The 13,637-nt window shown below is 41.9% G+C and carries 10 protein-coding genes, 1 rRNA gene and 1 pseudogene; 3 read left to right on the forward strand and 9 right to left on the reverse strand.

What is annotated here, in order from left to right:
* Positions 1-126 precede the first annotated feature (126 nt).
* The 8 genes and pseudogenes from JOC37_RS12660 to JOC37_RS12695 form a co-directional block, all read right to left on the reverse strand.
* On the reverse strand, positions 127-1,326 hold the full coding sequence (locus JOC37_RS12660) for a methyl-accepting chemotaxis protein (RefSeq protein ID WP_204619473.1): 1,200 nt from the start codon (positions 1,324-1,326) through the stop codon (positions 127-129).
* Between the two features lie 169 nt (positions 1,327-1,495).
* Entirely contained in the window at positions 1,496-4,591 is a 3,096-nt protein-coding gene (locus JOC37_RS12665; RefSeq protein WP_204619474.1) for an efflux RND transporter permease subunit, read from the reverse strand.
* A 3-nt stretch (positions 4,592-4,594) separates the two neighbouring features.
* On the reverse strand, positions 4,595-5,695 hold the full coding sequence (locus JOC37_RS12670) for an efflux RND transporter periplasmic adaptor subunit (RefSeq protein WP_204619475.1): 1,101 nt from the start codon (positions 5,693-5,695) through the stop codon (positions 4,595-4,597).
* Complete coding sequence (locus JOC37_RS12675) at positions 5,679-6,275, reverse strand: TetR/AcrR family transcriptional regulator (RefSeq protein WP_204619476.1); 597 nt, start codon at positions 6,273-6,275, stop codon at positions 5,679-5,681. Before JOC37_RS12675 ends, JOC37_RS12670 begins: the two co-directional genes overlap by 17 nt.
* Positions 6,276-6,391: 116 nt before the next feature.
* Positions 6,392-6,982, reverse strand: a pseudogene (locus JOC37_RS12680) (protein-L-isoaspartate(D-aspartate) O-methyltransferase); the annotation flags it as partial.
* A gap of 299 nt (positions 6,983-7,281) precedes the next feature.
* Complete coding sequence (locus JOC37_RS12685; RefSeq protein WP_204619478.1) at positions 7,282-7,875, reverse strand: CBS domain-containing protein; 594 nt, start codon at positions 7,873-7,875, stop codon at positions 7,282-7,284.
* Positions 7,876-7,979: 104 nt separating this feature from the next.
* Positions 7,980-9,089, reverse strand: a complete 1,110-nt coding sequence (locus tag JOC37_RS12690; protein ID WP_204619479.1) for a sulfite exporter TauE/SafE family protein — start codon at positions 9,087-9,089, stop codon at positions 7,980-7,982.
* A 16-nt stretch (positions 9,090-9,105) separates the two neighbouring features.
* Positions 9,106-9,336, reverse strand: a complete 231-nt coding sequence (locus JOC37_RS12695) for a hypothetical protein (protein WP_204619480.1) — start codon at positions 9,334-9,336, stop codon at positions 9,106-9,108.
* Between the two features lie 368 nt (positions 9,337-9,704).
* Here JOC37_RS12695 and JOC37_RS12700 point away from each other — a divergent pair, with 368 nt between their 5' ends.
* The 3 genes from JOC37_RS12700 to JOC37_RS12710 are packed head-to-tail and all read left to right on the forward strand — an operon-like array spanning position 9,705 to position 13,106.
* Positions 9,705-11,264 carry a sensor histidine kinase gene (locus JOC37_RS12700; protein ID WP_238480920.1) on the forward strand — a complete coding sequence of 520 codons (1,560 nt, stop codon included), beginning with the start codon at positions 9,705-9,707 and terminating at the stop codon, positions 11,262-11,264.
* Positions 11,239-12,591, forward strand: coding sequence for a sigma-54-dependent transcriptional regulator (locus tag JOC37_RS12705; RefSeq protein WP_204619482.1), 1,353 nt, complete (start codon positions 11,239-11,241; stop codon positions 12,589-12,591). The genes JOC37_RS12700 and JOC37_RS12705 overlap by 26 nt, the downstream gene beginning before the upstream one ends.
* Before the next feature lie 23 nt (positions 12,592-12,614).
* On the forward strand, positions 12,615-13,106 hold the full coding sequence (locus JOC37_RS12710; RefSeq protein ID WP_204619483.1) for a CBS domain-containing protein: 492 nt from the start codon (positions 12,615-12,617) through the stop codon (positions 13,104-13,106).
* Between the two features lie 404 nt (positions 13,107-13,510).
* Here the strand turns inward: JOC37_RS12710 and rrf are convergent.
* Positions 13,511-13,626: ribosomal RNA gene (rrf, locus tag JOC37_RS12715) — 5S ribosomal RNA — on the reverse strand.
* Between the last annotated feature and the right edge of the window lie 11 nt (positions 13,627-13,637).

Here is a 13,637-nt window from a genome sequence, read left to right on the forward strand (position 1 = left end):
TGACGCCCTTGCTTACAGGTTGTCTTCCCGCTGGTTAGGCGACAGGGTTTCTTTCAACCCATCGGCTCGGCAGACATGCCAGGCAAACAATAAAACAATGCCCACAGCGGTGAGCATTGTTCAACTTTAGGATGTTTTAAATGCCTGATACAGCTTAATAAATCCTTTTAGCATATCGGCAGAAGCATTCATTAAATCTTTAACACTTTCCGAACTGCATTTCTTAGATACTCTTTCTGCAGCCTCGTGCACCCTCCGATGCGGTTCATCAATTTCCACAAAGGCCTCAATATCACCGTACTTCCCTTTGTTTTCCTGGTACCACTTGGCAAAGGCACACTGGGTATAACTGACAACTTCTCCCCCTCTGCCCGCCTCATCCATCGTTTTTCTTAAAAAGCCAGCATGCTCCATTAACCTGGCGGCCAAAATATTCACCACGCTGCCGCTATTAGATATTTCCATTAACGGGTTAACTATTTTACATAAATTATCTGCTTCGTTGCCCAGCACCCCGCTGATAAATTCACAGTTTTCAGTCAGCGCCTGGGATACACTGGATAATTTTTCTGATACCGCAGTCTGCTGCTCTGCCGCCCCGGTGATATTCTCCACCATTTGGGTGCATTCATCGATGTGTTCTGTATTTAATTTAATAAAATCCCTTACAGTTTCAGCATTATCCAGGTACTGCTTAAAGGTACTTTGTACATTTACCAGATCACCGTTTGTAGTAGTTGACTTAATGTTCATCTGTTCAGAAATTTGCTTTACGTTGCTAACGGCTTCCTTGGTCTGCCCGGCCAATTTGCGCACTTCTTCCGCCACAACATTAAATCCTCTGCCCGCTTCACCGGCCCTGGCAGCCTCAATGGCAGCGTTTAACGCCAGTAAATTGGTTTGGTCTGCTATGTCAGATACATTTTGACTTATAGCATCGATATTTTTTATCTGCTCACTTAATTCCGCCACATTACCCATCAAACTTTCCAGTACAGTTTTAACCTTACCGCCCACTTCATCAAGACTGCGAATTTTATCCATCGCTTCCCCTGCTTCACCGTCTATTTCCTGCATGGAGGCATTAATCTGCTGCACGGAAGCAGAAACATCTTCTGTCATGGCAGCCATTTCTTCACTGGTGGAAGTAAGTTCAGCCGCCCTGCGGTGTATTTCCTGCACCCTAAGCATAGCCTGAAAAGAAATTAACTCGGTGTGAACTAAAGAAAAACTGGCCAGCGCGGTAATAAAATCTGCCCGGTCTTCCGCTGCATTATTTGTAACAGTGTTTTTAGACCGGTTGGAAGAAAAATTGCCGAATAACATGATACCCACTCCCTTATGAAACATATTCCTGCTTAATAAAACAAATTAATCGTAATTATAATATATATGTAAAAAAATTTTAATAGAAAAGTTCAAAAAACAGCCCGCAGCGCTAAAAATGCTGCGGGCGTTTTCAAATTCCGAAAACCGGTTTTAAAATTTTTTAACTCTATTTAGAAGTAGAAGAGGCACCTTTTTTAAATAACGGTAATTTTAAAATGTTTACTTTGCTCTTTAAGTCATCCAGCAGCGTGTACACCACCGGCACCACCACCAGGGTTAGTAAGGTGGAGGTAATTAAACCGCCGATAATGGCGTGGGCCATGGGGGCCCTGGTTTCCGCCCCCTTGCCCAATGCCAGGGCCAGGGGAACCATACTCAAAATCATGGCCGAAGAGGTCATGATAATGGGGCGCAGCCTGGTGAGAGCCGCTTTCTGTAAAGCCTCATTTCGCTCTGTACCTCTGGCCCGTTCCTGTTTAGTAAAGTCAATGAGCAGAATGGCATTTTTAGTCACCAACCCCATGAGCATGATAATACCGATCATGGACATAATACTTAAATCACTGCCTACAACCAGCAGGCCGAAAATGGCTCCCACAACAGCCATGGGCAGTGACAGCATAATGGAGAAGGGATCAATGTAGCTCTCAAACTGCGCCGCCAGGATGAAGAAGATGAACATCACCCCGGTAAACAGCGCCAGCCCCATGGTGCTGAAAGTATCTGCCATTCTTTCCGATTCACCACCGGCATATATGCGGCAGCCGGCGGGAATCTTCAGCTCTTTCTCCACCCGCTGCATAAACTCCTTGTTAAACTCTCCCAGTGATATCCCTTCCAGGTTGGCTGTCAGCTGTATTTCCTTACTGCGGTCAAATCGTTTGATTTCACTGGGCGCGGTGCTGAACACCGTTTCGGTAACCTGGCTCAAGGGAACCATTACGGGGTTGCCCCTTTCATCCCGGTAAGAGCTTAATAAATATATACCGTTTAAATCATTTATACTCCGGCGCTGTTCCTCTCCCAGCATCACCCTGACATCAAAACGGTCTTCCCCTTCTTCATACTGGTTGACCACCACACCGTTGAACAGAGTGCGCAGCGTGTCCGCCACCTGGGCCGTGGAAATTCCCAAATCTGCCGCCGCATCCTGTTTAATGTTCAGGCTCACTTCCGGCTTACCCGGCTTGTAACTGCTGCTCACATCCACCGCCCCGGGTATGCTTTCCATAATCCGCACAGCTTCTTCCGCCAGGGGTATCAGCTTATCCATATCATCCCCCAGCAGTCTGAACTGCACAGGTTTTTCCTCTTCCAACCCGGCTTTTTTGTTTACGGATACCTGGGCACCGGGAATATCATTTAATTTTCTTCTCATATCAGCAGCAATTTCTTCCTGGCTTCGCTTACGCTCATGTTTATCCACTAACTTGACATAAACATTCACATTATCCGCCTTGATGGTGGAGTATGTTTTTGTCACCTCCGGGTAGCTGCTGATCATCTGCTCCAGTTTACCCGCTATTTCAGCCGCCGCATCCAGGGACAGCCCGGCATCCAAATCAGCTGATACACTGAATTCACCTATATCCCCCGAAGGCACAAAAGTGGAACCCAAAAAGGGAATTAACATCAAACTGCCTGCAAAGAGCAGCAGAGCAGCGGCCAGGGTTTTGAAACGGTTCTGCAAAACCAATTTAAGTAAACGGGCATATTTAACACTGAGCTGGTCAAACCGACGGTTAAACCAAAGCAAAAATTTACCCACACGGCCTTTCGGAATATCATCCTCATCTTTCAGATAGCGGGAAGAAAGCAGCGGCACCAGTGTAAAAGAAACCAGCAGTGAAACAAGAATGGCGCAAACCACCGTAATACCGAACTGCTTGAAAAACTGCCCCACTATACCGCTCATCATGCCCACGGGTAAAAACACCGCTACAACGGTAAAGGTGGTGGCCATTACCGCCAAACCTATTTCAGCCGCCCCTTCCTTGGCTGCTGCATAGGCGGTTTTGCCCATCTGCTTATGCCGTACAATGTTTTCAATAACCACAATAGAGTCATCTATCAGCAAACCGATCGATAAAGACAAAGCCATCAGAGACATGAAGTTCAGTGTAAAACCCAGCACTTTCATGGCAAAAAAAGTGGTAACAATGGCAGTGGGAATGGCCAGCGCGCTGATCATGGTACTGCGCCAGTCCCGCAAAAACACAAATACGGTAATCACGGCCAGCACAGCACCTTCAATCAGGGTGCGCGCCACATCGTTTACCGAGTCCCTGATGTATACCGAGTTATCGGCAACGATTTCCAGGCTGACACCGGGGGGAAGGTGACCTTGAATTTCTTTTACCACCGCTTTAATTTTTTCTGCCACTTCCACCGTATTGGTACCGGACTGCTTAACCACGTCTATACCAATGGCCGGCTTACCCTGGTAGCGGGAAATACTCTCCCGCTCCTCTATTCCGTCTACCACGGCAGCTATATCTTTGACGTAAAGCTGCACGCCGTTACGCCGGGCCACCGGCAGGTTGGCAAAATCCTCTACTTCTTTTGCTTCACCGGCAGTGCGAATAGTAATCTCCTGGTGACTGCCGCTTATTTTTCCCCCGGGAACCTCCATATTTTCACTGCGCAAACTGCTTAGCACTTCATAAGGGGTGAGATTGTAAGCAGCCAGCTTTTCTTTATCCAGGTAGATTTTTATTTCCCTTTCTTCTGCACCGTAAATATTTATGGCCCCCACACCGTTTATAGTTTCCAGCTTATTTTTTATCTCGTCATCCACTATGGTGGTCAGTTCTCTAAGGGAACTGGCACCGGTAACGGCCAGGGATACTATGGGCGCCGCTGAAGGGTCAAACCTGGAAATAACAGGTTCCTCAATATCCTGGGGTAATTCTCCCCTAATAGTACCCAGTTTATCCCGCACATCCTGGGCAGCCACCTCCGGCGGCGTTTCCAGTGTAAACTCCGCCACCACAGTGGTAACCCCTTCCCGTACGGTGGTATAAATATGTTTTACCCCGGAAATCTGCCCAATGGCCTCTTCCAGCTTCAAGGCCACCTTGGTTTCCATCTGTTCGGGCGACGCTCCCCTCTGCACCACAGTTACCGCCACGTAGGGAAATTCCACTTCCGGGTAATCATTGATATTCAAATCCAAGTAGCTGATAAGTCCTAAAAGCACCAAAGCCAAAATGCTTACCGTGGCAAAGACCGGCCTTTTCAAACTGATATTGGTTAAAAACATAACCTAGTCCTCCTGTCTTGGGGTAATATTTATCTTATCCCGGTCTTTTAATTTATTGACATTGGTTACTACCACCTGCTGCCCTTCAACAAGGCCGGACTTTATTTCCACAAATTTACCAATTAACTGGCCAATTTCCACCGGCTGGCGTTTAACTTTATCCCCCTCGGCCACAAAAACAAAATACAGGCCCTGCTTACCGGTAAGCGCTTCCCGGGGTACCGCCAGCACTTTTTCCGGTTTCCCGATTTTCAATACCACTTGGGCAAACATGCCGGGCCGCAGAAGATGGTCTTTATTCTCCACTTTAATTTTGGTTTCAAATACCCGGGCGGATTTGTTGACAGAAGGGTTTATTACCGCCACTTGACCTTTAAATTTACGATCACCGTAAGCATCCACCGTTACCTCAGCCGGCAAACCGGGTTTAATATCCGCCAGGTATTTTTGCTCTATATTTACCACCGCATATACAGATGATATATCCTCAACCATCATTAACGGCTTACCGGCATTTATCACCTCACCGGTGGTGACATCCCGGTTGGCCACTACACCATTAATAGGTGATGTAACAGTGGTGTTATTTAAAGATTCTTGGGCATTGGCCACCCCGGCAGCAGCCGCTTCAACATCTGCTTCAGCCACTTTTAACGCGGTTTGTATATCATCAAAATCCTTTTGGGCCACCGCCCCTTCACGGTACAGCTGTTCAATGCGCTCATAATTAAGACGGGTGCTGTGTAAATTGGCTTCCGCCTTCTTTAAAACCGCCCGGGCATTAGTCAATCCATTTTTATACTCGGTATTTTCCAGCAGCACCAGCGGTTGACCGGCTTGTACCAAATCACCGTTTTCCACCATCACTTTGCTTACCTTACCGGACAATTTGGCACTGATAACGGCTTCATTCCTGGCTTCAATGCTGCCGGTAAGCACCAGGGTATTTTCTTTATCCACCATTACTGCCTCGGCGGTCATTACGGTATGAACATGCCCCGGCTGCTGCTGCGGTTTACTACTGCTCCAGATAGCCCCTTTAAACAGACCCAGTACCAAAATGGCAGCCACCGGAATCAACCACAATTTATATTTGCTCTTCATTTTTTTCCCCCCGCTCCTCTGCCATGGTATCTTTTTTTAGTATTCCATGCAAAATAATCTTTTTTATTTCTTTTTTTACCTGATTAACCGTTAAATTATTTAAAATTAAAAAATCGGTTTCAAACAGCCCATGGATTGATCTATATATCACCAGTTCAATAACTGCCGGGTGCAAATCCGACCTAATATCTCCCTCTTCAATACCCTGCCTTAACAATTTCCTCAACTGCTCATGCTTGAACCGTCCCATGGCATTGGTTTTAGACCACTCCTCGGGGAAAAAACGCTGTAATTCAGCTATCATCCAAAGCGGTATTTGCTTCTTTATTTCATAAAATATCACCTTTTGCAGCTTTTCCAGCCAATTATCATCGCTTTCCATAATCTGCAGCGTGCGTTCCTTTTCCCTTTCTAACCAACTATCTATCACCGCGCTGATAAGCTGCCTTTTACTGTCAAAATACTTGTATATTGTCTTTTTGCTGATACCCAAATTGAAAGCAACATCGTCAATGGTAAACCTTCTGAAACCAAATTTGGATACCTGTTTCTTAGTCTCTTGTATGATACGTTCTTTCAAAAACTCCCCTCCTCAGGAAACTATTATATTTTCTTCAGTTTCCATAACTAAGTTTACTAGTAAATCTACCACTGGTCAAGAAAATTTTTTCATTTATCTTTTAAACCATTCCATGCTCAATGCCAACCATATTTCCCTTTCAATTCCACAAATCGAACCGGACCCAGCGATTCTGTTTTTATATTTCCATTTTCATCTTTTATAACTAACAGCAGTTCCTGAAGTTCTTCTTTTCCGGCAGGTATAACCATCTTTCCCCCCAACTTTAATTGATTGACAAGTTCCCCAGGTATATTACCCGCTCCCGCCGTTACAATAATCCGGTCATAGGGTGAATGTTCTTCCCATCCCTTAGATCCATCTCCCACTTTAAATTTTATATTTTTATATCCCAATTTAGAAAGTCTCTTTTGGGCTTTTTTTGATAGTTCTGCTATTCTTTCAATTGTAAAAACCTCACCTGCAAATTGGGCTAAAAAAGCAGTCTGATAACCTGAACCGGTGCCAATCTCCAGCACTCTGCATCGTTTATTTAAATCCAGCATCATAGTCATTTCTATTACTAAACTGGGTTGAGAAATTGTTTGTTCAAAGCCAATGGGCAGTGCTTGATCATAATGGGCATATTTTTTATATTCATTGTCTATAAAAAGACCGCGATCCAAATTCCTATAAAATTCATAAATATCATTTTGCAGCATATTTTTTCTCCTTACATTGCAGTTTTTACATACCTAAAATATATTTTAACTATTAAATTCATTCGTTATGTATATAAATTTAAATCAACATCGCACGCAAATTCCCGGACAAACACTAAAAGCCCTGAGGTTTTTTATACCTTAGGGCTTGTAATTTAACCAAAATTATGGAGGGCATGCCTATTTTTAGGTTATAAATGCTTTAATGCGCAGAAAGTTTAACTTCTTATCACCCAAAATTAAGTTTTAGGGCAATTGTTCAGCAGTTTTTACCGTTCAAATTGCTGTTATATCATTTAGTTAAATTAAGTCTTATTGGCAATTGTATACCCGGAAAAATGGGGAAAAGTAACAATTTTATAATCAATGTTTAAGAAATCACCAATCACTTCAAAGACGTCCATCGATCTAATAATCCCCACAGCCCTGTTATTTTCCAATGGATATTCTCCGTAAGTTAATTCTGAAACTTCAGGATTTTCTATAACCAGTACCGAGTTAACTTTTTTACTAACCATTAGCTGAATAGCCCTGGTTAGCGGTTGGTTCTCATAAACATGAGCAATGTCCCGGCTGCGCATAATATCTTTGACACGGATGCTTAATATGTCTTTTTTATTTTTAGAAAAACTCAATGCCGATGCAAGATTTGCTATTTTATTCTTTTTGTTTTCTTCAATGGCCACTGCCTTTAATAATGATCTTAAAGTAACAATTCCCACCGTTTTGTTTTCACCGTCATGCACTATCAAAGTTTTATGCCCGGATATAACATTATTAGCCTCTTTTTTAAAGTTTCTTTTTAAAATTTTAATAGCCTCACACATAGTGGCATTGACATTTATTGTGGGATATTCATCAATAGGTACCATTAAATCCCTGACCAGCCTCTCTCCCATTGTCCTCACTCCTTTCGAAAACTTTCTAACTAGTTTTATAAACCGTAATTACAAATTACAATATCCGGTGTTAGGGATTAACCTCTAACACCGGATTGTAAATATTAATGACCGGAACTTTCGGCAAAACCAACTGACTCTAACTCCTGGGCCTGCTTGCCCAAACCAAATCTGTAACGGGCTACATACCAAAGAATCAATATTGCCCCCACTGAGGCTCCGCCAAAAAGGGTAATGTCAGCAGCAATATCACACACTTTGGCTGCAGTTTGGGAAAGGCTTACATAATTCAAGTCATTGAGATATTTAGGTACAGCAAAGGCCCTGCTTACTGCCGACATTCCAATGACAATTGCCATAACCAGCTTTATCTTTGTTTCATGAACCATTCTGGTGGCATTGGCACCGATGTGCAGTCCGAGCAGAGAACCCAGATAGAGCAGCAGTACCAGGCGGATATCTACAAAACCACTTAATGCATATTGGAATGAACCAAATGCACCGGAAAATATTGCTAAGAACAGCTCGGTACCGGCTGCAACCGTGGTGGGTATCCCTAAAAGGTAAATCATTGCCGGTACCCCAATAAAACCACCTACCCCTACAGTACCCGCTAACCAACCTGTGGCCAGTGCAACTAAAGCAGGAAACCAAAGCGATATTTTGATATTAGCTACTTTAAAATGAACCATCGGTGGAATTTTAATCTGCGACATTTTCTTAGCAAGTTTCAGCGTACCTGTTGAACCTTTATTATTTCCACCCGACCTACTTCTGGCTAAATCCCGTAATATAAACAACGAAAGGCCGGTAAGTAAAATAACAAAAACAATACTTATATAAAGGTTGGAACCGGTTTTACCCATGGAAGCAAAGATATATTTTTGTAAAAATACAGCCAATCTTACTCCCAGTAATAAGAATATAATCATGCAAATGCCCAGCTTGGCATCCACATTACCCATTTTCGAGTGCTTTCTGGCACCTACCATCGCTTTACCAAACTTATGCGCCAGGTTAGAACTGACGGCTGAAATTCCCGGTACTCCAAGGGCCATCATGGCAGGAGTCATTACAAAGGCCCCCCCGCTTCCCAGAAAACCACTTAAAGTACCACCCAAAAATCCTATACCAGCAACAGCCAAAGCTGTTTTAGGAGTAATAGTTATAAACTGCATCATTTGACCAGCTAAATCTACAGGAGCACCTGCCATTTGAAATTCCCCCTTTCTAATGGTCGCTGTCTATGCCTAAATGACCTAGTATGCAGGATACTGCATTTCCGTACAGGTATGATACAACAACTATTGTTCCTAAAAGGCTAATAGCAGGAATAATGTGCTTACTTAAGTAAAAAGCATTCAGCTTTTCAATGTTTAAAAAAATCAAAACATAGGCTGCTGCTGCTGAAAGCAAGAATACAAGAGTTCTGACAAAACTTGGTTTTGATTTTTTACTCATACTAACTCCTCCTTAATACAAAGTGCTTATTAACTTTTCTAACAAGGTGCTTAAAATTTCTCTGCCCTTCTCTGCCCCCCTTTGCTTGTGATTTACTTCTCATAGATACTTCTCACCTAATTGTATATTGCAAATTTTATGCCAATTCTCAAATGGCGGATTTGCAGCCAATCCAGCATGTTTTAACATGAACGCAAACAAAAAAGTGTAGCATTAGCTACACATTTTTTGTTAAATTAACAATTAATTAACAAACAAATTTAAAAAACACCCTATTTTAAAGGCATAAATCCAAATTGTATCTTTTCCTACAACTGCATGAATGATATAATACACTAAATAACAGTTTCCCAAAAAGGGGGATAATTTTGGGAAATAAAAATTATTTATTATTTTTCCGCCGTAAAAGTTTAACCAATCAAATAGTGATTATAATCACAGCCATAATGCTCGTACCACTGGTAGCATTAATTTATGACTATTTTTTTGCTTCTAAAACAGAACATGGAATTTTTTTAGACAAAGAACAGCGGCTTAAAGCACTGGTGGAAAGTACAAGCGAAGAGTTTACAAACAGACTTATAAAATCAGGTTTTGACAGCAGCAATATTACACCCGTTGTCCTTCACAATACTTTCAGCGCTGTTGTCACCCCCCATGTACCAGCCAACTCCGGAATACGCTTCGGCCTTTATGTTCCTAATTCTGATAAAATTTCTGTTTTGGGATTTTTACATAATTACCGCAATCTTTCCAAAGAAGAAGAAGCACTGCGTGAAAAACAGATTTTTAAATCAACCAAGTCGGGGTTAGTAGCTGCTGAAATGAGCAAAGAATCTCTTTTTAGGATAACTGACACATGGGATGATCAGGTGGTTGAATACATCTCACCAATTATTCTTGATAACAAGGTTGTAGCAGTAATGTGGGCAGGAGAAAGGCTAAATCCTATCTTTGCTCAGAGCAGTTATTTCAGAAAATTAGTCCGCTATTTCATCCTTGCCATACTTGCATTGGGAACTATCGGCACACTGCTGATAGTGCGAAATATTATCAGCAGTGTAAACCGCCTAAAATCAGAACTTCAGAAAATGGAAAAGGATATCACTCACAAACTGCCGGAAATGCCGGGAGAATTGGGGCAGGTTGCCAAAGCGGTGAATAAAATGGCTTTAAGCCTAGTGGAAAAAGAAAAATTAGAAGACCAACTAAGACGATCAGAACACCTTATTTCTTTGGGACGCCTGGCAACCGGAGTAGCTCATGAGTTAAGAAATCCCATCGGCATTATTAAAACCCTGGTGGAATTAATGAAAGATGAGTATTCTCAACTGAGCGGAATTGACGAATACACCAGTGCCATCGATGAACAAATCAATAGGCAGAATATGGTTATACAAGAACTGCTGGATTTTGGCCGGCCGGATAATTTTACAATGAAAGAATGCTCTATAAATGATTCCCTAAAAGGGGTACTCTCCTTTTCTTCCGCCATGCTGAGAAAACAAAAAATTAAAGTTGAATTAGATCTGCAGGAAAATCTACCAAAAATACCAGCAGATACAGAAAAACTTAAACAAGTGTTTGTAAACTTAATTATCAACGCCGCTGAAGCAATGCCCGGCGGCGGTCAACTTAAAATTTCCACCGGGTTGTCAAATGACAGCATAATAATAAAATTTATTGACACCGGCACAGGCATTCCCCCGGAAGAAATTTCCCGGATATTTGATCCCTTTTATACCACAAAATCAAACGGAACGGGTTTAGGTTTATCCATATGTTATCAAACCATCCAACTCCATAATGGAAGCATTGAAGTAAAAAGCACGCCAGGAAGAGGTACCGCTTTTAATATCAAACTCCCACTTATGCAAAAGGTTTTTGAAGGAGGCAGAATCAATGATACCACGAATTCTGGTAATTGATGATGAAGAAAGAATGTGTTGGGCTTTAGAACGTGCTTTAAGCAAAGAGGGTTACCAGGTTATTACCACCACCAAAGGTTTAAAAGGAATTAAGCTCGTCATGGATAAAGATCCTTCAATGGTGATACTGGACCTTAAAATGCCGGACATTGATGGGATAGAAGTACTGCAAAAAATAAAAGAGTATAATTCCAATATCCCGGTAATTATGATTACCGCTCACGGTACAATAGAAACAGCCATTGAAGCGATGAAAATCGGAGCAGAAGATTATATAACAAAGCCCTTTAAGCTGGAAGAATTAAAAGTAATTATTAAAAAAGCACTGCGTGTCAACCATCTGCAGGATCAAATAGATTATTTCCGCAAGGAACTGAGTATGAAATACGGCAGGATGATCGGGCAGAGTGACGCCATGAAAGAAATAAATACTTTAATCCGCCAGGTTGCAAAAACAAATACCACTGTTCTTATTACTGGGGAAAGCGGGACAGGAAAAGAAGTAACAGCAGTCGCCATTCACCAAGCCAGCAACCGGGCCGATAAACCCTTTGTGGTGGTAAACTGTGCCGCCCTGCCGGAACAGCTTTTAGAAAGCGAACTTTTCGGCCATGAAAAAGGTGCTTTTACAGGTGCATTGTCAAGGAAAAAAGGACGTTTTGAAATAGCCGACAAAGGCACTATATTTTTGGACGAAATAGGCGAAATGCCTATCAATATGCAGGTAAAGTTACTGAGAGTATTACAGGAAAAATCCTTTGAAAGAGTGGGTGGAACGGAAACAATCAACGTAGATGTCCGAGTTATCGCGGCTACAAATTCCGACTTGTCTGCAGCAATAGCAAAGGGTAGTTTCAGAGAAGATTTATTCTACCGCTTGAATGTGATGAGAATTAATCTTCCCCCTTTAAGAGAACGTAAAGAAGACATCAGCTTGCTGGTTAATCACTTCCTGGCAAAGTTTAACCCTTCCAAAGCTAAAAAAATATCCGCCGAAGCAATGAAAATACTTTCCCAGTATGATTGGCCGGGAAATATACGTGAGCTGCAAAATGTAATTGAAAGAGCCTCCATCGTTTGCCAGGAGTCAGAAATCAAACCCATCCATTTGCCTAAAGAATTAATTGACAGCACAAAGGAAATTCAAGACCCAATACTGAAACTTCCTGACAACGGTATTTCTTTAATTGAATTGGAAAAACAGTTAATTATAAAAGCTCTGGAAAAACATAATTATAACCAGACCAAGGCAGCAAAATATTTAGGCATCACACGCCCCACCTTATTGTACCGGATGCAGAAATATGATATAAAACCCACAAAATAAACAGGTTTTAAAGGGGAGGTACTATGCCCAGAAAACTGCTTGTACGGGATGTCATGATCCCCATAGATGATTATTTAACTGTGTGTGAAGAAGATTCTATTCACACGGCCATTCGTACATTAAGAACTTCCATCTTTCACAATGATTCCGGCAGCTCTTATGGACATCAAACCCTGTTGGTATTAAACAATGAAGGTGATTTCACAGGAATTTTGACTTTGCATGATTTATTGAAAGCAGTTGAATTAAAAGACCATTATAACGACCCTTGGTTAAAATCCGCTTCCTGGAGTTGGTTCTTTATAAACCGTATACACCAGGCTGAAGGGGTCAAGGTAAAAGAAATTATGCGCCCTATTTTTCTGGTTACCGTTAATGCCCACCAGACAATCCAGGATGCTGTAAAAAAAATGTTTTCTCAGGATGAAAACTTCATTCCGGTATTGGAAAATGATGTCCCGGTGGGCATAATCAGGACCATAGATTTATTCTGGGTAATTGATGAATTATTGTAATACAGCTTTACCCATTATATGATCTATAGTTTGCCACTGCTAATATGGTTGTAATTAAGTAGAAGGCTTAAAAATTTGAGTACTTACAAAACCGTTAGGTATTAATACCTAACGGTTTTGTATCGGCTCCTCGAATAGGATTAGAACCCACAGCTATTTTTATAGAAACAAAAAACCTCAAACTAACAAGTTTGAGGCTAGCATGGAAAACCTTTAATTTGTTTTAACAGTATTTCGTAGAGTAATGCTTGCGAGGGGAAACATTTCTCAACCGGCATGATGGTCATACCACTGTACCACAATACAAATTATAGTATAGGCTGCAGTAAAAATCAATATTTATCTTAAAATAATTAATAAATAAACCCACGGCTTTTACCTGCCCTGGGCTTTATAAAAATTAATTCTGGCAGCGACCTACTCTCCCAGGGGTCAGCCCCCAAGTACCATCGGCCCTGCAGAGCTTAACTTCCGTGTTCGGTATGGGAACGGGTGTGTCCTCTGCGGTATCGCCACCAGAAATATTTATTT

This window comes from Desulforadius tongensis (assembly GCF_016907915.1).
Lineage (GTDB): Bacteria > Bacillota > Desulfotomaculia > Desulfotomaculales > Desulfohalotomaculaceae > Desulforadius > Desulforadius tongensis.